Source organism: [Flexibacter] sp. ATCC 35208, assembly GCF_001975825.1.
GTDB lineage: Bacteria > Bacteroidota > Bacteroidia > Chitinophagales > Chitinophagaceae > Chitinophaga.
In genome coordinates this window covers 1-24,936 of the sequence record NZ_MTKN01000021.1, presented here as the reverse complement: position 1 = coordinate 24,936, position 24,936 = coordinate 1, and the positions used below count along the sequence as shown (strand labels likewise).

The following is a 24,936-nucleotide window of genomic DNA, read 5'->3' as shown; positions in this document are numbered from 1 at the left end:
CTTACAGAGCGGTTTTGGTTTGTTTTTCCTTGAATAATGCGAGGAAGAGGAAGCATACCACCAGTGCAATACCAGCAGGAATGATCCACACCTTACGCCAGAATTCAGCTAAAGGCAGATCCTTGTAATGATCAGAAATGAGACCAGCTACCCAGAAACCGATCAGCATACCTACACCATAGGTAGCAAGCGTGATCAGACCCTGTGCGGCACTCTTATATTTTTCACCTGCCTGTGCATCAGTATAGATCTGACCAGACACGAAGAAGAAGTCATAACAGATACCATGCAGTGCAATACCGATGATCAGCATAAACAACAGATCATTTGCATCACCATATGCGAACAATACATAACGGATGGCCCATGCCAGCATACCAGCCATGATCGTCTTTTTGAAACCATATTTCTTGAAGAAGACCGGGATCAGCAGGATCAGGAATGTTTCTGACAACTGACCAATGGTCATCATCACCGTTACATGTGGCATTTTCATTTCTTCGAAGAAACGGTGTGCATTCTGGTAATAAAACGCCAGGGGAATACAAATGAGGATAGAAGAAATAAAGAAAATGAGGAAGTTGCCATTCTTCAATAAGCGGATGGCGTCGAGACCTAAAATTTCACCAATACTTTCTTTCTGGATTTTGTCTTTTATCGGTGGCGTCTTTGGCAGACTAAAGCTGTAGAAACCCAGGATCACAGACGCGATACCAGCCATAGCAAAGGTATTTTTCATGAATCCTGCAGCTACACCAGCTTCACTATCCCATGCAAAAGCAGAAACCAGCACACCTGCTATAATCCAGCCGATGGTACCGAACATGCGGATCACGGAGAATTCTTTTTCAGGATTTTTCATCTGGCGGAAAGAAACGGAATTCACCAGTGCGAGTGTGGGCATAAAGAGTACCATGTAAGCAAACACATACGGATAGAATACGCTTACATCTTCGGCACGAAACATCTGGAACATCAGCACAGCGCCTGCAAGGTGCAGTACGCCAAGGATGCGCTCAGCATTAAAGAACTTATCGGCAATCATACCGATGATAAAAGGAGCGATAATAGCGCCGTATGACTGTGTGGAGAATACATTGGCAGTGGCGATACCATCTGCATGAAGGTTCGCACTCAAATATGTTCCTAATGTAACAAACCATGCCCCCCAGATAAAAAACTCAAGGAACATCATAACGGATAGCCGGATACTGGTACTTGCTTTCATAACGATTTTATACTTAACAATGACGATAACTTTGCCCGTATAAGATAAGTAAAATAAAACCGAAATTCCAATAGGGTATGAAAAACGGGCTTTTTAGATAAACACCCGGTCATCTTTAATTATAAAATCCTTTTCGGTAGCACCGTAATTTCCGACCCCTCCGCCAGCAAAGCCGATATCGGCTGCTGACTCAGCATAGGCACAAACTCATCTCCATACAATGCAACTGTATCCACCTGATAACTATAATCAATCATACTATGCGTTCTCCACTGTGGATGCGTCACCTGGTATTCCCCGGTCTTATCAGCGCCCATATGGGTATATCCCCAGTAATGATCTGTAATAAATGCTGCTTCGCTACCCGGAGTAATAGGCAATGGCGCCGCATCTGCTTTTGCTGTGAGATGATTCCAGTGGGCGCCCACCTTCCATTCATAACTCACTTCCAGCTCCTCCTCAGTATGTTTCCATCTATGCCGCATGGCATGTGTGGCATATTTCTCTTTATAAATAGTATTAGCTACAAATGTAATCGCATGCTTAGGCACCAGTTCCTTAATAAAAACCACGCCTCTCTTCCATGCCTGCCCATCCTTATACCTCACGTAAAACCGCAGATTCACCTCTTCAAAATGCCTGTGAAATGGAATTGACAAGCCAAGTACTTTCGTATTTTGAAACATAAACCCCACAAGACTTACATAATGTATGTCATTCCACGTATCCAGTTCGGTGCGATAAGGTACATAGCGCTGCAATACAGCCGGATCTGCCTGAAAATTGATCATGAGCAGATTGCGCCATTCTGCTGATAGAAAAGGACTTTGCATAGATTATTGTGCTTTTACCAGCGTCTTGTAGTACTTACAGACAGGCCTGATGCCACATTCCCCACACCTGGGGCTTCTGGCCACGCAGATGTACCGGCCATGCAGAATGAGCCAGTGATGAGCGATATGAACTTTCTCTTCAGGAATATATTTCAGCAATTGCAACTCTGTCTGCAAAGGTGTTTTGGCGTTCGTCGTCAACCCGATGCGTGCCGATACCCGGAACACATGGGTATCAACAGCCATATTAGGCTGATGATGTATAACAGAAGTAATGACATTGGCTGTCTTTCGTCCCACCCCTGGTAGCTTGACCAGTTCTGATACTGAATCAGGTATCTCACCATTGAAGTCTTCCATGAGCATCTGCGCCATCCCGATCAGATGTTTCGTCTTGTTATTGGGATAGCTGATACTGCGGATCAGCGGAAATAGCTCATCAAATGTGGCGTGGCTCAAACTTTCCGCATCCGGGTACTTTTTAAAGATTGCCGGTGTGGTCATATTCACCCTTTTATCTGTGCATTGCGCAGACAGGATGACGGCCACCAGTAATTGATAAGGATTATCATAGAGCAGTTCCGTCTCCGCATTAGGAGCATGTTGCTCAAAATAATTTAATACAAAGGCAAAGCGTTCTTTCTTTGTCATACCTGTAAAGGTAGGGCAAAAAAGTTCTCAAAAATGTGAGTGCTGAAAGGGCTCCTTACTTAGTCGGCTGGGTCTTCTTCGCGTATTCTGCAATCGCTCTGATAGTCTCAGGTCTTGGTGAATAAATAATAGTGTCCAGCGCTTTGCGGGTTTGGTTCAGGCAGTTTTGTTCTTCGCGGGAAAGTTCAGGATCTTGATTATCCATTTTGTGCAATTTATTTGCGCTATCAGTTACAGAAAGAAAAGTAGAAAATAGATGTGTAGAATTCCCCATGCAAATAAGTTTTAATACAAATGATTAATTCATAACAGTATAACGGAGATTATGCAAAATGTATTGTCAAAATAAACGAAATATTTCGAAAGATATGATAAGGAAAGGATGGGCGGTAGAGGAGAAACGCTTGATAAACGAGGATTTGAACAGAAGGGGCTGTTATTCTTCCTCAGTGAAGATGAAAAGGTCCTCATCGTCCTTTTTCATGAGGTATTTTTCACGGGCAAACTTTTCCAGTTTGTCAGGGCTGGACAATAATTCTTCCTGTTCTTTGCGGGTTTTAACAATTTCTTCGCTGAAGAAAGCTTTCTGTTCTTCCAGTTTATTCACTTCGGAGGTGAGTTCGTACTGGGAGATGAAGTTTTTGCTATCAATAAATGCCAGCCATATTACGAATGCCGCTGCTGATACGAAATATTTATTTCGCATATATGCAGGGATCTTTATGGACTTTAATTTAGATAACATATCGGGTGGAAAGGTACAGAATTCATGCCATACCCAAAAAAAATCCGGGTTTTGACGTAAATCAAAACCCGGAATATTGACCACTAATGAAAACTCGGCAGTTAAAATAAATTATTCACTTGCACGAACTCCAATTTGTGAATGATTACTTCTTACCAAATTTAATGGATTTTCCCGGAAAATAAGCCGTAGTATCCAATTCTTCTTCGATACGCAGTAACTGGTTGTATTTCGCCATACGATCAGTACGGGAAGCAGAACCGGTTTTGATCTGACCGCAGTTCAGGGCAACAGCCAGGTCAGCGATGGTAACGTCTTCAGTTTCGCCGGAACGGTGGCTCATGATAGAAGTGAAACCAGCTTTGTGTGCCATGTTTACTGCATCGATAGTTTCAGTAACAGTACCGATCTGGTTTACCTTGATCAGGATGCTGTTAGCGATAGACTCGTCGATACCTGTTTTCAGACGTTTTACGTTAGTTACGAACAGATCGTCACCAACCAGCTGTACATTAGCACCTACAGCTTCAGTCAGTTTTTTCCAACCTTCCCAATCATCTTCAGCCATACCGTCTTCGATAGAAACGATTGGATATTTTTTGCACCACTCAGCCCAGTAAGCAACCATTTCATCGCTGGTGATCACTTTGCCTGAGCTCTTGTAGAATTTGTAAGTTTTATCAGCGTCGTTAAACATTTCGCTGCTTGCAGCATCCAGTGCGATACCGATCTGCTCACCTGGTTTGTAACCAGCAGCTTCGATAGCCAGCAGTACAGTTTCGATAGCTTCTTCGTTGCTCTGGATATCCGGAGCGAAACCACCTTCATCACCTACGTTAGTGCTGTAACCTTTCTTTTTCAGTACAGACTTCAGGTGGTGGAAGATTTCAGTACCCCAACGCAGTGCTTCAGAGAAAGAAGGTGCGCCGAAAGGAACGATCATAAACTCCTGAAAATCAATCTTATTGTCAGCATGTACACCACCGTTGATGATGTTCATCAGAGGAACTGGAAGGGTAACAGCATTTACACCACCCAGGTAACGGTACAAAGGCAGTTCAGCCTGTTCAGCAGCAGCTTTCGCAACAGCCATAGATACAGCCAGGGTAGCGTTTGCACCCAGTTTACCTTTATTTTCAGTACCATCCAGTTCGATCAGATATTTATCGATACCGGCCTGGTCAGATACTTCCCATCCTATCAGTTCTTCAGCGATAATGTCGTTGATGTTGGCTACAGCCTGCAGAACGCCCTTACCCATATAAACCGATTTATCATTGTCACGCAGCTCTACCGCTTCGTGCTTACCAGTGGAAGCACCTGAAGGTACAGCGGCACGGCCAAAGTTACCGTCTTCTGTTGTTACATCTACCTCTACTGTCGGATTACCACGGCTATCAAGAATTTGCCTGGCATGGATTGCTGAAATGGTACTCATTGTTATAAATTGTTTTAAATTTTATTCGTCAATTCCCTGAAGATAGTTTCCAGACTTTGAGAATTGCTCTGCAAAGAAAGTATGTTCCTGTTATTTATCAAAGCAAATTGTAGTAGGTTTTTTCGCACAATTTCCAGATCATTGGTATACAACTGCCAGCTTTGGGCATCTGTCTGCCTGACGTGAGTCACACCGCCTATTGACAATAACTCTGGCTCATCCGGCCCCTGGCCACCAAAGCTCACTTGTATATAACCATTATCGTCACCTCCTTGTTGCAAATTGGCCAATGAATCGTCAGCCACTATTTTTCCCTTATTGATAATGATGACCCTGTTACACATCGCCTCTACTTCCTGCATGATGTGGGTACTGAGTACGATGGTCTTTTCTTTTCCCAGGTTCCTTACCACATCCCGGATCACATCCAGCTGGTTGGGGTCAAAACCGTTAGTGGGTTCGTCCAGGATCAGCACCTCCGGATCATGGATCAGTGCCTGGGCCAGACCCACACGCTGCTTGTATCCTTTGGAAAGTGACTGTATTTTTTTACTTACTTCCGGTGTCAATCCCGTCAGTTCAATGATTTCTTCAATCCTGCGCTTGCTATTGCTGCCAAGATTGTGTACCTGCGCCATAAAGCCCAGGAACTCCCGGATATACATATCCAGGTATACAGGATTGGATTCAGGCAGGTAACCTACCCGTTTACGAACTTCCAGCGGATGCGTCGCCACATTGAACCCACATACAGTAGCTTCACCACTGGTGATGGGTACATAACCCGTGAGCATCTTCATGGTCGTACTTTTGCCCGCACCATTGGGTCCCAGAAAACCAACTACCTCTCCCTTACCCAGCGTAAAGGAAATATCGCTGACTGCTTGTTGCTCTCCGTAGACTTTGCTGAGTTGTTTGACTGTGATTGACATTAGGTTTTTCCGGTTTGGCGGGGCTAAAGTACGGAATTTAATAATTTGTATCACCCCATTTTAACCTAACATAAACATAAAATACCTGCGAATGCTTTATATTCACGGGCACATTGTATAATCTAACAACCCGGGATTTAAAATGGCAATAAATTTAGTAAAGGGACAAACCATTGACCTGCGCAAGAATGACAAAGGTGAAAGCTTCGATCTGTCTGCTGTCACAATAGGATTGGGATGGGATATCCGCAAATCCGGCGGTGGCGGCTTTCTGGGGAAATTATTAGGTGGTAATAAAGAAGCTGAATATGATCTGGATGCAATCGCATTTCTGCTCGATAAGAACGGAAAAGTAGCAGATCTTGGCAGGACAATGAGAACAAATGATGGTCGCAACATCAGCCTCCACCAGGGCGATGTGATCTTCTTCAACAGCCAGCAGCACCCTTCAGGACATATCTGGCTCACTGGCGATAACCGTACCGGCGCCGGAGATGGAGACGATGAACAGATCATCGTAAAACTTGACAGCCTGGATCAGAAGTATGACAGGATCCTTTTCCTCGTTACCATCTATCAGGGCCGTCAGCGCAATCAACACTTCGGTATGGTAGATAACGCATTCATCCGGGCGGTAGACAAAAACGGTAAAGAGATTGCCCGCTTCAGCCTTTCCGGCGATGCAGCGTATAATAATATGCAGGGAATGATCTTCGCCGAAGTATATCGTAAAGACGGTACCTGGAAGTTCAGGGCACTGGGTGAACCAAAGCCGAATGATAGCTTTGTGGAAATCCTGAAAAATTATGTGTATTGATCGCGATAGAAAATATCAGGCACATCTCGCTGGATGTATGGATGACCCTCATCCGTTCTAATCCTGCCTACAAGGAATTGCGGGCTGCCGGATTCCGTAAATACTTCCGGCTGGACGAGCATTCCCCGGCTACCGTGGAAACAGCGATGCGGGAAGTAGATGTGCTGGTGAATAATATGAATGAAGTGACGGGCAGGAATGTGCACACCTTTGAAATATACCTGTTATGCCTGCATAAACTGGGCAGAGAAGTAAAAGGAATCACAGAAAAACAATTATTAGATTGCTATACAGCGCTGGAAGAATTGTTCTTTCATTATCCGCCCGTACCGTTATATAATAATCTGCATACACTGTTCGACGGTATCAGGGCCACTGGCCGAACTATCAGCTTACTGAGCAATACCGGTTTTATACAGGGCCCGGCATTGCGCAGGGTAATGCAGCAGTTTGGATGGGAGCAATATTTCTCCTTCCAGTTGTATTCAGATGAAATTGGGCATTCCAAACCAGCACCACATTTCTTTGCACAACTCCTGGAAAAAACCCGCTACCTGCATGGTGCAGGGTTATCGCCTGCCCAGATATGGCACCTGGGCGATAATCCACTGGCAGATGTAGAAGGGGCTACAACCGCTGGAATGACGGCCTCATTGACAACAATTGATAAGCAACCGCTGGATCAGCTATTACAACTGGCGGCCTTTGATCATGCAAAATAAAATGCACTATGGCAATCAATCTGCAAAAAGGTGAAAGAGCAGACCTGGCATTACCGAAATTCACCATCGGACTGGGCTGGGATGTAAATGAATCGCACTCCGGGGCTGAGTTTGACCTGGATGCTTCTGTATTCATGCTGGGAGATAACAGGAAGATACCTGCTGATGAATATTTTGTATTTTACAATAACCTGGAATCGCCGGATAAGTCGGTAAAGCACTCCGGAGACAATCGGACTGGTGCTGGCGATGGAGATGATGAAACCCTAACGGTAGATCTGTCCATCATCAACCCTGCTATCAGGGAACTGTGTGTTGTGGTAACTATCCACGATGCTGCCGGCCGCAAGCAAAACTTCGGACAGGTACGCAACAGCTTTATCAGGATATTTGATGCAAACACCAACCAGGAGATCCTGCGCTATGAGCTGGGAGAAGATTTCTCTATAGAAACAGCAGTAGAGTTCGGCCGTATTTATAAACGTGAAAATAAATGGCGTTTCGAAGCTGTCGGCGCTGGTCAGCGCGGCGGCCTGCAGGAATACGTAGACCGTTATGCCGGATAATAACCGGATCATATAATATTCAGAATAATCGCTGATGCCGCGCTGGTATCAGCGATTTTTTTGGAACACTTGTACGGATGGCAGAAACCTGTTAGTTTTACAAACCTAAAGAGAAATTTTAAACCAACTTGCAACATGACTGAATTTATCCAGGAGATCATTAATAATCCCATCCCTTCCTTATTAGTTATCGGGAACCTGATCATTATCGAAAGTCTGCTATCTGTGGATAACGCCGCAGTACTGGCGACTATGGTAATGGACCTCCCTAAAGACGATCGTAACAGAGCATTAAAATATGGTATCATCGGGGCTTACGTATTCCGTGGTATCTGCCTGGCATTTGCCGCTTTCCTCATTCAGTTCTGGTGGCTGAAACCAATAGGTGGTTTGTACCTGTTGTACCTGACTATTAATTACTTTAGAGGAAAAGCAGCTAAGAAAAGACAGGCTGAATCAAATGATGAACCTGAATCTGTAGATAAAACACAAAACTGGTTTTACAAACATACTATCGGCTGGATGGGCCCATTCTGGGCAACTGTAGCTGTAGTAGAAGTAATGGACCTGGCTTTTTCTCTGGACAACGTATTTGCCGCTGTGGCATTCAGCAAAAATATCGTTCTGGTATGGACTGGTGTATTTATCGGTATCCTGGCTATGCGATTTGTAGCACAGGGTTTTGTAAGACTGATGGAGAAATATCCTTTCCTGGAAACTGCCGCTTTCCTCGTGATCGGCGTACTGGGTATCAAACTGCTGCTGGCGGTGTATGAGCACTTCTTCGAAGGCAATGCATTTGCAACTTTCCTGGGTAGCCATGAAGCTGACTGGGCCACTTCTATCATCACAGTAAGCATCTTCTTAGTACCAATTCTGACAAGTATTTTATTTAAATATCCTAAGCCACATACATTAGGAGAAACTAAGTAATCTGTATATAGAAAAAATTGAAAAGGCGTGTCGGAAGATGCGCCTTTTTCTATTTAAACCATGTGTGAAAGTTCGCTTCGTAACTGCTGCCAATGGGGATTTCCTGGGTGCCGATCAATATCGTTTTATTCCTGACCTGGTCAATTTTTGATAAGGATACAATGTACGATCGGTGTACCCTTACAAAGGCATGTGCAGGTAGTTTTTCCAGCATTACTTTCATCGTCATGCGGATCACGAGTGCTGGCTGATTGAGGAGATGGATTTTCAGATAGTCATCCAAACCTTCAATAAACAATATATCCTTCAGGTCAATTCTTGTTAACCCATAATCCACACGTAATACCAGTTGTTGCTGATCATTTTTCTGTAAACTTTGCTGGTATTTTAGCTGGGCCTGTGCTTTTTGTACGGCCTGTTGAAAACGCTCGAAGGTAAAGGGTTTCAACAGGTAATCCACTGCATTCAGGTTAAATCCCTCTACAGCATATTCACTATGTGCAGTGGTGAAGATCACCATCGGTTGCTGGGTAATAGATTTATATAGATCAGTGCCTGGAATGGAAGGCATGTTGATATCAAGAAATAACAGATCTACAGGAGATTGAGAGATGTATTGCAGGGCTTCTTCCGGTTTGTTGAACGTGTGTTGCAGCCGCACGAAATCGATGCGCTCACAGAAGTTTGAGATCAGGGTCAGTGCCGGCAATTCATCATCTATGGCAATAGCTTGTATGATCATAAGAGTTGCAATGAAAGTGAAACGGAAAAGTGATCGGCAGCATCTGTAATATCCAGTGTATGCCTGCCGGGATACAGGAGTTCCAGGCGTTTCCTGGTATTCTCTATCCCCAGTCCGCTGCTGGCAGCAGGGATGTCATTGAAAGCAACTTTTTTGTTGAATACATGAAATTTTAATAGTTGCTTCCCGATGGCAATGTCGATTTTGATATCCGCATCTTCAGAGGCATTGATGCCATATTTGAAGGCATTTTCCAAAAATGAAATCAGTATCAGCGGCGCAATCAGCTGGCCGGAAGGTGCACCATTCACGGTAAATGCAAGTGGGAGGGAAGTGCCGAAACGGATACGCTGTAACTCGATGTAGTCGCATATATAATCAATCTCTCTTGAAAGAGGTACCATGTGATGACCGGCATCGTTAAGCACATACCGCATCATGCCGGATAGTTTGACCACGGCAGTCGGTGTTTCATCAGATTTTACCACAGCCAGTGAGTAGATGCTATTGAGCACATTGAAAAGGAAATGAGGATTGATCTGTGCTTTCAGGTAAGACAGTTCCGCATTGAGTTTCTCCTGTTCTGCCTGTTTCCATCGGTTACGGATTTTCAGGATCAGAGAGAAAAAGAAGACGGCCAGAAAAAGGAAGATCTGGTGCCCCATGTCTATCAATAAGGAATGTTTATGCGGCTCAGGACGGTTGCTAAAATGGCTGAATTCAGGCGGGAGAGGAGGCATTCCCTGTGGCCGTTGATGAAACACATTATCACCCACTATCAGTGCATTGGGTAGTAATACAATCAACCCAAAGCAAATAATAGCCAGTGCAAAAAAGCTAACATACTTCCTGCGGAAGTAAAAAGTAGGTATGAGCCAGAAGAAATTGAAGTAAAAGAATAGCAGTAGCAGGACATATACGATAAAGTCCTTCATAGCTGGCGGAAACCGCAGCAGGTCGTATAGATTGTTGGCATCAGGAGAAAAAACAATCGGCAGCGCCAGGAAGGTAACGCAGCCGGCTATGTGGATCAATAGCTGTCTAATTTTATCGCCTGTTAGTACTGAAGTCATGTATTACAAATATAAACTTTTACTTTTTTCATTTGGATAGGCCAGCTAAAGGCCATTCTTTTCGCAGACTCCGTATTTTTGTAACATGATCAAACGAATCCTTGGACTTTGTTTCCTCCTGCCGCAGCTGTTACATGCGCAATTACCAGAGAAGAACTATCCTCGTGGGTACTTCCGCAATCCACTGGATATACCTATCCAACTGGCAGGTAATTTTGGCGAGCTCCGCCCTAATCACTTCCACGCGGGGCTTGACATCAAAACCCAGCAAAGGGAAAACCTGCTGGTACATGCCGCCGCAGATGGTTATGTAAGCCGCATAGGCGTATCTCACACCGGGTATGGCAATGTAGTCTATATCACCCACCCAAATGGGTATACTACCGTATATGGTCACCTGAACCGTTTCTTCCCCGCTCTGGAAGAATACGTAAAGCAGCAGCAATATTCCGCAGAAAGCTGGGTACAGGATCTGAAGATCCCCGCTGGCAGGTTTCCTGTAAAGAAAGGGGATTTGATTGCATGGAGTGGTAATACCGGTGGTTCAGCAGGTCCACATGTGCATTTCGAGATCAGAAGCACCCAGACAGAACACGGACTGAATCCGTTATTATTCGGTTTCGACATAGCAGATGCCACCGCGCCTGTCGTATCCCGCATTGCGATTTACGATATGGAACGGAGTATCTATGATCAATCCCCCATTATACTGCCTGTAAAGAAAGTAGGCGGTGAATATGTGACTACCGCCCCGGTGGTAAAAGTAAAAGCCGCCAGCATAGGATTGGGTTTGACTGCGGTAGATAAAATGAGTCCTACAGCGCCAAATACCTATGGTATTTACCAGGTGGTATTATTCGACGAAGATGTACCCAATACCAGCTTCACCATCGATAATATCGGTTTTGACGAGTCACTGTACATCAATGCACATATAGACTACAAAACGAAGAAAAGCGGTGGCCCATGGGTACAGCTGTTATTCACCCTGCCAGGCAATAAACTGAGCATTTACAAGGATATGCAGGGAGATGGTGTACTGGACCTGTCCGATGGCAAGCCACACCCTGTAAAGCTGCAGGTAAAGGATGCCTATGGCAATACCAGTGTAGTAAAAGTAACGCTCCAGCAGAATGGTGAGTCAGATAAGGAATCTTCCTGTGCAAATACCATGTATGCAGAGTCAAGGAATATCTTTGAAAACAACCAGGTGGAATTCTATCTGGATGAAACAGCGCTGTACGACAAGATCTGCTTCAACTATGCAGAACTGGATGGTAAGAGTGGCTTCTCTTCTTACCGCCTGCACACGCCACTGGTGCCTGTACACACACCTTTCAACCTCCGTCTGAAACCAGAAAAACCACTGCCCGCCAACCTGGCGAACAAAGTGGTAATGGTAAGAGAAGGTTTGGGTGAAACCATCACCGGTACGACCATAGATAATGGCTGGTATGTAGGTAAGTTCAGGGAGTTCGGTACCTTCCGTCTGGCAGTAGATACAATTGCACCTAAGATTACGATCATCGGTGGGTTAAAGAGTGGAGCAAAACTGTCCGCAGCAACTAAACTATCTTTTGCTATGAGCGATGCAAATGGTATTAAGAGTTACCGTGCTGAACTGGATGGCAAGTGGCTGATGTTCTCCCGTCGTAGCAATGTGCTGACATATAACTTCGATAATCACTGCCCTGCAGGCAACCATATGCTGACATTAACTGTTACAGATTTGGCCGGTAATGCATCGGTGTATACATTTAAATTTACAAGATGACACATTTGAAAGAAGGAGATAAAGCCCCCATATTTAAAGGGGTAGACCAGTCAGGGAATATGGTTTCCCTGTCTGACCTGAAAGGAAAGAAAGTAATACTGTATTTCTATCCAAAAGATATGACGCCTGGATGTACGGCACAGGCCTGCAACCTTCGTGATAATTACACAGCTTTATTGCAGAAAGGATATGCAGTGGTCGGTGTAAGTACAGATGGTGAAAAGAGCCATCAGAAATTTGCAGAGAAGTATGAACTGCCGTTTCCTTTATTAGCTGATGAGGATAAGAAGATCGTGGAGCAGTATGGTGTATGGGGGGAAAAGAAGTTTATGGGGAAGGTATATGATGGAACGCATAGGACGACTTTCCTTATTAATGAAAACGGTGTGATTGATAAGATCATTTCCAAACCAGATACAAAGAATCACACAGAAGAAATTCTCGAAATCTGGAAATAAGTAATTTGCATTCAGGGCCTCCGCAGGAGCCGCATGCCAAAAACAAACCCTGATCGCNNGCGATCAGGGTTTGTTTTTGCGCGTAAATAAAAGAGGCGCGGTCATTCGACCGCGCCTCTTTTATTTATTTATAAGTTGAAACTATCTCTTCTGACGTTGTTTCTTAAACAGGTTACCTGTCTTAAACTTATTACCCTCAGGGCTACCTACACGGTCCATTGCACAACGGAAACCTACTGTATTAGTCGCCATATCTTCCTGCATGTAACGACGTGTACCAGGAGACAACCAATAAGCTCTGTCATTCCAGCTACCACCTTTTACCACGTGAGATTTATCATTGATCAGGGAAGTTACACCATAACCATACTCAACCTGTGACAGGGTATCACCATCCAGATAGTTGATCACATCACCTTTCTGGTAGTTCAGACGGTTAGCACTTTCCTCATCCGTTACATCACGCATTTTCAGGTGACCCAGGCTATCCTTTTCAGGCTCATTCTCACCATTCATATAAGTAGTCTGGAACTTGTTACCACGGAAGTAGTTGAAGTCATCACCGTCGATTGGGTTCAGCGGACGATAAACGTCCAATACCCACTCGCTCACGTTACCAGACATATTATAGATACCGAAAGTATTCGGGAAGTAAGCAGTGATCGGACCAGGAATAGACGCACGGTCATTCAGACCACCGGCCATACCCATGTTATCACCAGAACCACGCTTGAAGTTCGCCAGGAACTGACCTTGCCATGCACCACGGCGGATATCTCTCAAACCGCTGTTGTTGGTACCCCAGGAATACACCTGTTTGTTCATGATCAACTCCTCACCACGTTTACCTTCTTTCTTGGAAGGACCAGGGTTCTGGCCAATGTAACCCAGTGCCGCATATTCCCACTCAGCTTCTGTTGGGAGACGGTAGTTAGGTAACATTACACCATCCTCGAACTGAGCAGTACGCGGAGAACCATCCGAGTTTCTGAACTGTTCTTTGGTTTGTTTAGTCATCTTGCCGGGAATACCTTCGTACAGACCAGCCGTGTAAGACTTGGTATCGAATGTATTGTCATCGGCCTGATTGTTCATATCTGTTTTAGACAGCAGTCCTTTTTCGATCAGCAGCTTTTCATTCACACGGTTAGAACGCCATTTACAGTAGTCAACAGCTTGTTTCCAGTTCACACCTACTACCGGATAATCGTTGTAGGCCGGGTGACGGAAGTAATACTCTACCAGCGGCTCGTTGTAAGCCAGCTCGCTACGCCATACCAGGGTATCTGGCAGTGCCTGACGATAAACAGCAGGGAAAGACTCGTTGTACATGCGACGTAACCAATGCAGATACTCACGATAGTGTATGTTGGCTACCTCTGATTCATCAATATAAAAAGATGATACAGTGATACGACGTGGAATGTTATTCCAGTCAGCCATTACGTCCTGTTCGGTCGCACCCATGGCAAAGGTACCACCTTGTACGAATACAAGACCAGGGCCAGTTTGCTGATCTTTATTTTTTGCCACACTGAAACCACCCATTTTTGGGTCATTATAGTTCCAGCCGGTAGCGGTGGATTTATCCTTCTTTTTACTGAAGGCCCCGCCGCCATTCTTATTACAGGCAGTCATTGACAGCATGACACTGGCGCCTAAGAGGAATGAGACAGAGGTTAATCTATGCATGCGATTCAACTTTATTATTTGATATTTATGGTAAACGCAAATTTAGCACATTTTATTTTATAGTAAAAATAATTAATCTGTAAGCCTTTGCGTTCTAATTAGACGTATCATGTTTTAAATCAATGCTTTGTATTTTAAAAGGCAGCATGGCATACGTATTAATTTAATATTATCTGCGTCCCATGATTTGCTTTTGTTCACAAGGTTTTCCCCTTTTGGTATACTAATATACGGTTTTCAGGATTGCTGTGATATGGTAAGCAATTTTTCCTTGTTCCAGCGTCTACTGGTTGGTCGATTCTGGGAATAAATATAGAGTAATTTTATTATGTTTGCGCAAATTCCCTGCATGAAATTTTATGGACTGTATTACATACTGTTAGGTATGGTGACCTGGCTGTTGCCGGGGCATTCTTCAGCCCGTACATTACCCCATGCAGACCATTCTGTACTAGCCTCCGGCACCTGGTACAAACTGGCCATCCCAGGGGAAGGGATCTATAAGATCGATAAAACCCTGCTGAACAGCATGGGTATCAACACTTCTGCAGAAATTCGCCTGTATGGCACCGGTGGTCGTATGTTACCAGAGGCTGTCGGCAGTAACCGATATGATGACCTCCCCGAGGTAGCCCTGATGCAGACAGATAATTATCTGCTGTTTTATGCCCCCGGCCCTCATAGCTGGAGTTACCAGGGTAGCACTTACACCCATATATTCAATCTTTATAGCGATACCGCTTATTATTATTTACAGGTAGGTACCGGTGGAAAACGTATTGCCACAGATGCTGCCACACCGACGGCGACAAGTACCATTCTGAGCTTTGACTATCATGATTATTATGAAAATGATAGTCTGAACCTGTTGCAGAGTGGCAAACAATGGTGGGGACCTGCTTTCAGCACTACCCAAACTACCAGAACCATCCCTTTTACACTGCCTTTTACTCCTACCTCCTTCAGTATCAATACAAGAGTAGGAGCACGTAGCGGAGGCACCAGCAAATTCGATATCGCTATCAATGGCAATACTGCCGGCTCATTATCACTCAGCGCCATCACCGGCAATATCTTCGAAGCATTTGCCACCACAACTTCCGGCACATTTACCGCAACCCCGGCGGGTACCAGTGCGGCAATAAATTTTACCTTTACCCCGGGTGCCAGTGGTGCTACTGGTTGGTTAGATAATATCAACCTGAATGCACGAATACCCTTGCAATTAACTACGACTACTCCGCTTTTCTTCAGAGATGCCAGCTCAATAGGTCAAACCGCAAAGTTCTTACTACAAAGCGCCAGTGCACAAACAAAGATCTGGGATATTACCGATCCCATTACCCCTATACAACTAACTACCAGCCTGAGTGGCAGCACATTATCATTCACACGTGCAGCCACTTCTCTACATGAATATGTTGCCTTTGAAGATCAGGGGTTACTCACACCCGCTTACATAGGTACTGTCGCCAACCAGGACTTACACGGCATCAGTGGTGTGAATATGCTCATTATCACAACCAATACCTTGTCTGCTCAGGCACAGCGATTGGCTACCTGGCATACATCGCATGATGGGCTGTCTGTACAGGTGGCAGATGTGTCCCAGATCTATACGGAGTTCGCCTCCGGCAATCCTGATCCTACTGCTATCCGTGATTTTATTAAAATGTGTTATGACAGGGGAGGACTGCAATACGTATTATTATTTGGCGATGCTTCATATGATTATAAGTATCGTATTAACGGCAATACTAATCTGGTGCCTACCTGGCAAACCACCATTTCTATAGACCCTATTTATGCATATCCTTCCGACGATTTCTTTGGTTTCCTCTCAGATGCAGATGATATCAATGATGCAGGTATGGCGAATCAGATGGTAGTAAGAGTGGGGCGCTTACCGGTTAAGAACACTACCGAAGCCAATGTCGTAGTCAATAAAATAATTAATTACCACAACGCTTCCCGGTTCGGCCGCTGGCAACAACATATCACTTTTGTGGCAGACGATGGGGATGATAACCTGCATTTACAGGATGCTGAAAGCATGAGCGACATCACCACACAACAATGGCCTGCAGGCAGAATCAACAAGATTTACCTGGATGCCTATACAAAAGTATCCGATGCCGGTGGTAGCCGTTATCCATCTGTGAATACAGCCATTGCGGAAGATATGTATGATGGTACACTGATCTGGAATTACACGGGTCACGGCAATTATTCCCGTCTGGCAGAAGAAGTGATCATGGATGCTTCCTCCCTTGCCTCGTGGAAGAACAATACGAAATTACCATTATTCATTACCGCTACCTGCGACTTTGCACCTTTCGACAATCCTGCCTACAATTCGCTGGGTGAGCAGGTCTTACTACAGGAGAACGGTGGTGGCATCGCACTGATGACAACCACCAGGGCTGTATTTGCTGCTTCAAACAAAGTATTGAATGCCAACTACCTGACTAAACTGCTTGCACCCGGTATCGATGGCAGAATGCCTACCCTGGGCACCGCAGCCATGGAGGCTAAGAACCTGACCTACAGCACTTACAGTGATATTCCCAATAACAGGAAGTTTCAGCTCCTGGGCGATCCCGCACTCACACTTGCCTTTCCTCAATATCATGTTGTAACAGACTCCTTGCTGGATGCAAATGGCAATGTGGCTGATACGATGAAGGCTATGGGAAAATACATATTCAAAGCACATGTGGAAGACGCCCAGGGCAATGCCGTAAGCGATTACAACGGTAAAATGTATACTACCGTATACGACAAACCTGCAGCGCAATATACCCTTGCTAATGATGCCGGAAGTACGAAAACCAGTTATTATTTGCAACAACATGTTTTATTTAGCGGACAGCAAACGATAAAAAATGGCCAGATTTCCGGTACCTTTATAGTCCCACTGGATATTGACTATACCACGGGAGCAGGTAGCATCAGCTACTTTGGTACAGATAGCGTGACCACAGCAGGAGGCCTGTATGCCGCATTCCAGGTTACAGGCAGTGCTACGGAAACAGATACTGATACCCAGGGCCCCACAATAAGTGGTTATCTCAATGGAAGTGGATTTGTCAACGGAGATATTACCAGTGAAAACCCGGTATTATACCTACAGCTTTACGACCTTCATGGCATAAATACCACGGGAAATGGAATTGGCCATGATATAGTAGCCACCCTTGATGAAGACAACAACCAGTATTATATACTGAACAACTTTTTTGAGGCTTCGTCGGATAGCTATCAGTCGGGTTCAGTCACCTACCCGCTGTATGGGTTAACCGCCGGGGCGCATACTCTGACAATTAAAGTATGGGATACCTACAACAATTCCAATACTTACACGTTGCGGTTCAAAGTGGTCCAGTCATCGCAGGCTCTTTTCCAGAGTGCCGGGTGCTACCCAAACCCCTTTCATGACCAGACATCATTTACGCTTGAGCATAATCAGCAGGGCGAAGACCTTGATGTAACAATCAGGATTTTTACCCTGGCAGGGCAGCAAATAAAAACTATCCGTCATACAATAAATATAGCGGGTAGCCGTTATCTAGGGGCGAATTGGGACGGCAGGAACGATGCCGGAGCCAAAATGCCGCCTGGGATCTATTTCTATAATATCATGGTAAATGCTAATGGCAAGAAGAAGATTTTAGGTGGAAAAGTGATCATATATTGACCTATGCATCAAAAGAATAGACTAGATTCGCAAATCCCTAGCCAGGCCCCTGTTATTGATTATTCTAAATTTGGAATTATTTTTACATTTCGTTCTAAACACTATTGCATGTATAATTGCATGAACAAGACGGTAACAGTAAAAAATCTGATTTTCATCTGTTGCCTGTTTTTTAGCTTATCAACCGCAGCACAAATTACCACCGGCCAGTTGGATGGTCGTACCAACACCATCAACACAGCGGTGCCGTTCCTGCGTATCTCTCCTGATGCCAGGGCTGGTGCTATGGGTGATGTCGGTGTTGCCACGTCTCCTGATGCTAACTCAATCTACTGGAACCAGGCTAAACTGCCTTTTGCGACTACAAGATCTGCCATCTCTGTTACCTACACTCCCTGGTTAAAAGAACTGGTGAACGATGTATTTCTTGCCACGTTAGCAGGTTATTACCAATTGGATGAGTTCCAGACCGTGTCTGGTTCACTGCGGTACTTCTCCCTCGGTACCATCAATTTTACGGACATCAACGGTACACCAACCTCCGATTTCCGTCCTCGTGAGTATGCCCTCGATGCAGGCTACTCCCGCAAGTTGTCTGACCACTTCTCTGTGGCCATCGCTGCGCGTTACATCTATTCGAACCTGGCCAGCGGCGACGTAAACGGTCAGGTGATCAAACCAGGTACAGCCTTCTCTACGGATCTGTCCCTGTTCTATACCAAAGATTTTGAAAAGGATGACGGGGTGAAAAATACCTTGAATTTAGGGGCGGCCTTTACCAATATCGGTACCAAGATCTCCTACACATCCTCAGCTACCAATAAGGACTTTATTCCTACCAACATGGGCCTGGGTACTTCGTACACCTTCGGTCTGGATCAGATGAACAAGATCATGCTGGCCCTGGACATCAACAAACTGCTGGTGCCTACACCAGACAGCAATGGCGATTACAGGAACAAGAGCGTTATCTCCGGTATCTTCTCCTCCTTTGGCGATGCACCCGGCGGTATGTCAGAAGAATTGCAGGAAGTAAGTGTGTCTGCCGGTGGTGAATACTCCTACAACGATCAGTTCTTTGTACGTACCGGTTACTTCTACGAAAACAAAAACAAGGGTAACCGTAAGTATGTAACTGCCGGTATAGGTGTTAAATACAATATGTTCGGTCTGAACTTTTCTTACCTGGTTCCTTCCGGAAATGGTATCCAGCGTAATCCGTTATCCAATACACTCCGCTTCTCGCTTGTGTTTGACCTTGGCTTCAAGGCAGACAGGAACGAGGCTACATGGTAAGATAGCTGATCCTGAAATAGTTAATATTTTTTTAAAATATATAAATCCCTCGGATATTTCCGGGGGATTTTTAATTTGCACCCAGAACCACTTATTATAAAGACAACTATGAGCAAACTGAGAATTGGATTAGGTGTTGATTTTCACCAATTGACGGAAGGAAGAGATTTCTGGCTCGGAGGCGTACTTGTGCCTCACCACCAGGGAGCCCTGGGCCATAGCGATGCCGATGTGCTGCTGCACGCCATCTGCGATGCGATGCTGGGAGCTGCCAGCCTGGGTGATATTGGTGTTCATTTCCCGGATACAGACAATACTTACAAAGATATTGACAGCAAGATCCTGTTACAGCGTACCCAGCAGCTAATTGCTGAGAAAGGCTACCAGGTGGTAAATATTGACAGCACACTTTGCCTGCAGGCGCCTAAGATCAAACCTTATGTACCGCAAATGCAGGAAGTAATTGCCAATATCCTGAAACTGACTACTGAAGAGGTATCTATCAAAGCTACTACCACTGAAAAGCTGGGATTCGTAGGCCGTGAAGAAGGCGTAGTCGCTTATGCGACCGTATTGTTGGAGAAGGAGGAGGGGCCTTATACTCGTTAAACCAGATAATTAATAATATCTTTGTTCAATGGCAGCTATTACAGTCAAAATAATTAACAAATCTGCGAATCCACTCCCTTCATATGCCACAGCCGATGCGGCTGGTATGGACCTGAGAGCAAATCTTGAAACAGCCATCACGCTGCAACCCCTCGAAAGGGTACTGGTGCCTACCGGCCTGTTTATGGAATTGCCTGCTGGTTATGAAGCACAGATCAGACCCCGCAGTGGCCTGGCCTTCAAACAGGGCCTGACTATTCTGAATACACCTGGTACAATAGATGCCGATTATAGAGGAGAAATAAAGATCATCCTGATCAATTTGTCCAACGAGCCTCAGGTGGTTGCACCCGGAGAAAGGATCGCACAAATGATCATTGCGCCTTACATCCAGGTTGCACTGGAAGCCGTAGAGCTGCTCAATGAAACCGACCGCGGAGCCGGTGGTTTTGGACACACCGGAAAATCATAATAATGCACAGGTCTTTTAAAAAGAATGAAACTGCCACCCATCGCGCAATCCACTTGCTAAACAAGAGTCGTTTTGCAGGTGCGTTGTTATTTTTACTGTTGGCAGCTGGCTTTTTAAGTGCCTGCAAAAGTAGCAAGTCCACTACAGCAAAGAGTAGTGGAACTGTATATATCAAAGATCCTACGATCCTGCAGCAGCGTGCAGACAGCTTGTTTTTTGCAGCCGAACGCTCCAAGATCTTAGGTGATTACCGTACCGCTATTACCCAGTTCTCCGATTACCTGCGCCTTATCAAAACCAATCCCACCGCTTATTACGAGCTGTCAAGACTGTTCATCGAAGTCCGTAATCCGGGGTATGCGCTGGGTTTTGCCAGGCGTGCTGCCAGTATGGATACCACCAACAAGTGGTTCCAGATCACCCTGGCCGATGCATTTGGTATAGCCGGTCAGTTTGATAGTGCAGCTGCCGTATATGGTAAGCTGTCTGTTCAATACCCTGACAATGATGAATATCTTTACAACAAAGGGATGTTTCTCACCAAAGCGGAACAACCTGAAGCTGCCCTTGCAGTCTTTGACCAACTGGAAAAGAAAGTCGGTCTTGTAGAAGAACTGGCTATCCAGAAAGAGCGGTTGTTGCTTAAATTAGACAGGGTAGATGATGCTGCGGAAGAGATTCACAAACTAGTCAACCAATACCCCAGCGAAGTAAGGTACTACCTGCTGCTGGCAGATATTTATAACGCCAATGACCGGCAGGAGGAGGCCGTTGCCCTGTATAAAAGCAGTCTGCAGCTGGACTCTGCTAACCCCAGAGCACTGATCGCACTAGCCAACACTGCCAAAAAGAGCGGGGACCACATGCAGTACTGGAGCTATCTCACCAGGGCGTTTGCCAATCCGGATTACAGCATTGACGAAAAGGTTTCATACGTATACCCATACCTGCAAATGCAGGGTACAGATACTACCAAGCTAAGGGAAGGATTACAACTGGCGCAGCTGGTTATAGAAGCACACCCTGAAGAGGCTAAAGCCTATGCACTGCAGGCCGATATGTACTCCCAGGCCAATATGCTGGATAGCGCACTATATGATTACAGGAAAGCAGTGTCACTCGATTCCACACGTTATAGCGTATGGTACCAGCTGATGTGGATTTATAGCCGAAAAGATGATGCGGCTAACTTGCTGAAAGTGAGTAATGTAGTCGCTCAGCGTTTCCCTAAGGAATTTATGGGGCACTATTTTCAAGGGGTGGCTAACTTTTTGCTACAGAATTATCCGGCATCCATCGAAGCACTCAACGAGGCTTTGATAAACGGAAATGTGGACAAGAGTATGAAGGCCGATGTATATTCCCTGTTGGGAGATGCATATCATGCCACGGGGCAGCACGAAGATTCAGACAGCAGTTACGATCGCTCTCTGTTGCTGAAACCGAATGATGCCACCGTCTTGAACAACTACAGCTATTACCTGTCATTGAGAGGTGAGCAATTGCAAAAAGCAGAATCGATGTCCCGCCATTCGCTGGAACTGGAACCGACAAGTATCAATTACATGGATACATATGCCTGGGTGATGTTCAGAATGGGCAGATACGAACTGGCAAAGCAATGGATGGAAAAGGCCCTGCAATCGCAGCAGGCAAAAGATAATCCGGGTATGCTGGAACATTATGGCGATATACTGTTCAACCTCCACGATGTGGACAAAGCCCTGGAATACTGGCGCCTGGCAAAGGAAAAAGGCGCTAACTCTACTGGCCTTGCCCGCAAAATAGCAGAGAAGCGGTACATACTGGCAACAGAACGTGAATAAGGGATGACAAAAGATCATGATGAAGCAAACATTAGCACTGATAACATTAGGTATTGTAAGCACGGGACTGTTTTCATGCAGGCATACCCGACAGATAGCGAGTACGTCTTTTCCTGTCACAGATACTTCAAAACATACTACTGTAGCTGATAGCGCAAGCAACGCAGAAGCCACAGCTTTTAATAAAGATTTGCTGAATAAGCTCCACAGCAATGTAATTGCCTATAATACCTTTTCAGCCAAACTGAAAGTGGATTATGAATCCGATACCAAATCACCTCCTGAAGTAACTGCTAATATCCGCATGACCAGGGATAGCGTGATCTGGATCTCAGTATCCGCACCAATCATTGGTGAAGTAGCACGCGCTATCATCACACCGGATAGCCTCAGGGCAGTGAACAAACTGGATAAAAAGGTGTACCTGCGCGATATAAAAAACGCACAGGATCTTCTCAATATTCCATTCGATTTCAAAACTTTGCAGGACATGATTGTCGGTAATCCGATCTTCCTGACAGATTCTATCTTCCAGGTAGTCAAGACCCCGGCAGTGATCTCGTTCAGTTGTGAAAGCGAAGTATTTATAAGTCTGTTCAACGTATTTGCAGATGACTATGTGTTGCAACAGAGCAAGGTAATGGATAAAGACAATGAGAAAGGACGTTCCTGCGAACTGACCTATGGTGAATACAAAACAATGGGTGGACATAAGTTTGCAACCCGGCGCCGCGTTTTTGTAGAAGCCAAAGGCGTGACAAAGATCAATATGGAATTTAACAAGGTTGATTTTGACGTACCTGTTAGCTATCCATTCACAATCCCTGCTTCTTATTCAAAGGAATAGTCAGTAATGTGCTGTATTGTACATGAAATTTGTAAATTGCCATTTTGCAGCTATCTTTAAAACCATCATGCTGAATCTGAAGAAGTTTCTCCCATTAGTATTAGCAATAGGATTACTACCGGCCTTGCTCTACGCACAGGCGCCCACTCAATCGCGGGAAGAACTTGAGCATAAAAAAAGAGAGCTGCAGAAAGAGATCGATGAGGCGAACCAGGCCCTGAAAGAAACTAAAAAGTCTACCAGGGAAAGCGTAAGCCAGCTGAGAGCACTGAAAGAAAAGATTACCCTGCGCTCACGCCTCATCAATAGTATCAATGAAGAGATCAACTTCATTAACGGAGATATCAATACAGCTTATCGTGACATCAAGACCCTGGAAAAAGACCTGGATACCCTGAAGTCACAATACTCAAAGCTGGTCGTATATGCCTACAAAAACCGTAGTACGTACGACATGCTGAACTTTATTTTTTCTGCTCAGACTTTCAATGACGCGATCAAGCGCTATCAATACCTGAAACAATACCGTGATTATCGTCGCCGTCAGGCAGACAATATCCTGTCTACCCAGGTATTGCTGAACAAGAAGATTGAAAGTCTCCGTGTACAGAAAGAAAAACGCTCTGGTTCCCTGAAGACAGAACAGGAGCAGCGCACCATTCTCGAGGCCGATAAAAAGGAAAAGGATGAGGTGCTCACCGGCCTGAAAGGAAGGGAAAAGGAACTGGTAGCGGATATTAACAAGAATAAAAAAGATGCCCAGAAAGTACAGGCTGCTATCCAGGCGGTGATCCGTCGTGAAATAGAACTGGAACGTAAAAAGGCAGAAGAGGAAGCCCTGGCAAAACGTAAAGCAGTCGAAGAGAAGAAACGTCGTGAAGAAGCTGCCCGTAAAGCCGCCGCTGCGGCCGCCGCAGCAGCTGCAGCCAACAAGGCCGCCGATAATACAGCTAAAAATACGCCTGAACCAAAGCCTGCGGCACCAGAGCCTAAGCCAGAAGTGGTGAAGACCCCGCCGCCAGCACCGGCAGATGACGATAAACCAGTACGTACTGAAAACGTCCTCGAAGCCACACCAGAAGCCCTGGCATTGTCAGAAAGCTTTGAAAGTAACCGTGGTAAATTACCATGGCCAGTAACCTCCGGAAACGTAATTGGTCACTTTGGCCGCCAGCAACACGCTGTAATGGAAAGGATCACCGTAGAGAATGATGGTGTGATCATCGGTACTGCCAAAGGCGCTCCCGTCAAAGCAATCTTTACCGGCGAAGTCAGAAAGGTGGCAGTCATTCCTGGTGGTGGATCGCTCGTCATCATCCGGCATGGTCAGTATTTTACCAACTATGCACGTCTGCAATCCGTAAACGTAAAATCAGGTGATAAAGTAACCACAGGACAGGTAATAGGTACCGCCGGTACAAATGAACTTGAAAATTTAGGTGAAGTAGAATTACAGATCTATAAAGGGGTAGTAAGACAAAACCCTGAATCCTGGATCAGAAGAAAATAAAGAACTAAAGATGGCCGGTCTTATGACCGACCCTCTTTAGTTAAACCAAAATGAATGGGGCTGACCAAAAAGGTC

General features: G+C 45.2%; 23 protein-coding genes. 13 read left to right on the top strand and 10 right to left on the bottom strand.

Features of this window, described 5'->3' with window-relative positions:
• Window position 1 precedes the first annotated feature (1 nt).
• The 7 genes from BW716_RS14980 to BW716_RS14950 all read right to left on the bottom strand — a co-directional run bounded on the left by BW716_RS14980 (window position 2) and on the right by BW716_RS14950 (window position 5,827).
• The gene (locus tag BW716_RS14980) at window positions 2-1,228 is read right to left on the bottom strand and encodes an MFS transporter (protein WP_083723382.1); all 1,227 of its coding nucleotides are present in this window, start codon (window positions 1,226-1,228) and stop codon (window positions 2-4) included.
• A gap of 119 nt (window positions 1,229-1,347) precedes the next feature.
• A complete protein-coding gene (locus BW716_RS14975; protein ID WP_083723381.1) occupies window positions 1,348-2,061 on the bottom strand; it encodes a YqjF family protein in 714 nt (237 codons plus the stop codon).
• Between the two features lie 3 nt (window positions 2,062-2,064).
• On the bottom strand, window positions 2,065-2,712 hold the full coding sequence (gene nth, locus BW716_RS14970) for an endonuclease III (RefSeq protein ID WP_083723380.1): 648 nt from the start codon (window positions 2,710-2,712) through the stop codon (window positions 2,065-2,067).
• 55 nt (window positions 2,713-2,767) lie between these two features.
• The gene (locus tag BW716_RS14965; RefSeq protein WP_083723379.1) at window positions 2,768-2,986 is read right to left on the bottom strand and encodes a hypothetical protein; all 219 of its coding nucleotides are present in this window, start codon (window positions 2,984-2,986) and stop codon (window positions 2,768-2,770) included.
• A 162-nt stretch (window positions 2,987-3,148) separates the two neighbouring features.
• Window positions 3,149-3,418, bottom strand: a complete 270-nt coding sequence (locus BW716_RS14960; RefSeq protein WP_235643716.1) for a septum formation initiator family protein — start codon at window positions 3,416-3,418, stop codon at window positions 3,149-3,151.
• A gap of 184 nt (window positions 3,419-3,602) precedes the next feature.
• On the bottom strand, window positions 3,603-4,895 hold the full coding sequence (eno, locus tag BW716_RS14955; protein ID WP_083723378.1) for a phosphopyruvate hydratase: 1,293 nt from the start codon (window positions 4,893-4,895) through the stop codon (window positions 3,603-3,605).
• Between the two features lie 14 nt (window positions 4,896-4,909).
• Window positions 4,910-5,827 carry an ATP-binding cassette domain-containing protein gene (locus BW716_RS14950; RefSeq protein WP_083723377.1) on the bottom strand — a complete coding sequence of 306 codons (918 nt, stop codon included), beginning with the start codon at window positions 5,825-5,827 and terminating at the stop codon, window positions 4,910-4,912.
• Between the two features lie 142 nt (window positions 5,828-5,969).
• On the opposite strand from BW716_RS14950, the gene BW716_RS14945 reads away from it, so the two are divergent.
• The 4 genes from BW716_RS14945 to BW716_RS14930 all read left to right on the top strand — a co-directional run bounded on the left by BW716_RS14945 (window position 5,970) and on the right by BW716_RS14930 (window position 8,865).
• Window positions 5,970-6,644, top strand: coding sequence for a TerD family protein (locus tag BW716_RS14945; RefSeq protein ID WP_083723376.1), 675 nt, complete (start codon window positions 5,970-5,972; stop codon window positions 6,642-6,644).
• On the top strand, window positions 6,641-7,366 hold the full coding sequence (locus BW716_RS14940; protein WP_083723375.1) for an HAD family hydrolase: 726 nt from the start codon (window positions 6,641-6,643) through the stop codon (window positions 7,364-7,366). The genes BW716_RS14945 and BW716_RS14940 overlap by 4 nt, the downstream gene beginning before the upstream one ends.
• An 8-nt stretch (window positions 7,367-7,374) precedes the next feature.
• A complete protein-coding gene (locus BW716_RS14935) occupies window positions 7,375-7,932 on the top strand; it encodes a TerD family protein (RefSeq protein ID WP_083723374.1) in 558 nt (185 codons plus the stop codon).
• Window positions 7,933-8,067: 135 nt separating this feature from the next.
• A complete protein-coding gene (locus BW716_RS14930; RefSeq protein WP_083723373.1) occupies window positions 8,068-8,865 on the top strand; it encodes a TerC family protein in 798 nt (265 codons plus the stop codon).
• Window positions 8,866-8,914: 49 nt separating this feature from the next.
• Here BW716_RS14930 and BW716_RS14925 read toward each other — a convergent pair whose 3' ends face one another.
• Window positions 8,915-9,607: a LytTR family DNA-binding domain-containing protein gene (locus BW716_RS14925; protein ID WP_083723372.1), complete on the bottom strand. Its 693-nt coding sequence runs from the start codon at window positions 9,605-9,607 to the stop codon at window positions 8,915-8,917.
• The gene (locus BW716_RS14920) at window positions 9,604-10,680 is read right to left on the bottom strand and encodes a sensor histidine kinase (protein WP_083723371.1); all 1,077 of its coding nucleotides are present in this window, start codon (window positions 10,678-10,680) and stop codon (window positions 9,604-9,606) included. Before BW716_RS14920 ends, BW716_RS14925 begins: the two co-directional genes overlap by 4 nt.
• An 85-nt stretch (window positions 10,681-10,765) precedes the next feature.
• Between BW716_RS14920 and BW716_RS14915 the strand changes: the two genes are divergently transcribed.
• Together BW716_RS14915 and bcp are read left to right on the top strand one after the other, a co-directional pair.
• A complete protein-coding gene (locus BW716_RS14915; RefSeq protein WP_083723370.1) occupies window positions 10,766-12,454 on the top strand; it encodes a M23 family metallopeptidase in 1,689 nt (562 codons plus the stop codon).
• The gene (gene bcp, locus BW716_RS14910) at window positions 12,451-12,912 is read left to right on the top strand and encodes a thioredoxin-dependent thiol peroxidase (RefSeq protein ID WP_083723369.1); all 462 of its coding nucleotides are present in this window, start codon (window positions 12,451-12,453) and stop codon (window positions 12,910-12,912) included. Before BW716_RS14915 ends, bcp begins: the two co-directional genes overlap by 4 nt.
• Before the next feature lie 141 nt (window positions 12,913-13,053).
• On the opposite strand, the gene BW716_RS14905 is transcribed toward bcp, so the two are convergent.
• Complete coding sequence (locus tag BW716_RS14905; protein WP_083723545.1) at window positions 13,054-14,604, bottom strand: SUMF1/EgtB/PvdO family nonheme iron enzyme; 1,551 nt, start codon at window positions 14,602-14,604, stop codon at window positions 13,054-13,056.
• Window positions 14,605-14,953: 349 nt separating this feature from the next.
• Between BW716_RS14905 and porU the strand changes: the two genes are divergently transcribed.
• From porU to BW716_RS14870, 7 genes are all read left to right on the top strand, one after another.
• The gene (gene porU / locus BW716_RS14900) at window positions 14,954-18,301 is read left to right on the top strand and encodes a type IX secretion system sortase PorU (protein ID WP_179091140.1); all 3,348 of its coding nucleotides are present in this window, start codon (window positions 14,954-14,956) and stop codon (window positions 18,299-18,301) included.
• A 108-nt stretch (window positions 18,302-18,409) separates the two neighbouring features.
• Window positions 18,410-19,597, top strand: coding sequence for a type IX secretion system outer membrane channel protein PorV (porV, locus tag BW716_RS14895; RefSeq protein ID WP_083723367.1), 1,188 nt, complete (start codon window positions 18,410-18,412; stop codon window positions 19,595-19,597).
• 108 nt (window positions 19,598-19,705) lie between these two features.
• A complete protein-coding gene (ispF, locus tag BW716_RS14890) occupies window positions 19,706-20,206 on the top strand; it encodes a 2-C-methyl-D-erythritol 2,4-cyclodiphosphate synthase (protein WP_083723366.1) in 501 nt (166 codons plus the stop codon).
• Between the two features lie 28 nt (window positions 20,207-20,234).
• Window positions 20,235-20,678, top strand: coding sequence for a dUTP diphosphatase (gene dut, locus BW716_RS14885; protein WP_220388762.1), 444 nt, complete (start codon window positions 20,235-20,237; stop codon window positions 20,676-20,678).
• A gap of 2 nt (window positions 20,679-20,680) precedes the next feature.
• Complete coding sequence (locus tag BW716_RS14880) at window positions 20,681-22,504, top strand: tetratricopeptide repeat protein (RefSeq protein WP_083723365.1); 1,824 nt, start codon at window positions 20,681-20,683, stop codon at window positions 22,502-22,504.
• 16 nt (window positions 22,505-22,520) lie between these two features.
• Complete coding sequence (locus BW716_RS14875; protein WP_083723364.1) at window positions 22,521-23,351, top strand: DUF4292 domain-containing protein; 831 nt, start codon at window positions 22,521-22,523, stop codon at window positions 23,349-23,351.
• A gap of 22 nt (window positions 23,352-23,373) precedes the next feature.
• On the top strand, window positions 23,374-24,861 hold the full coding sequence (locus BW716_RS14870; protein ID WP_083723363.1) for a murein hydrolase activator EnvC: 1,488 nt from the start codon (window positions 23,374-23,376) through the stop codon (window positions 24,859-24,861).
• Window positions 24,862-24,936 lie beyond the last annotated feature (75 nt).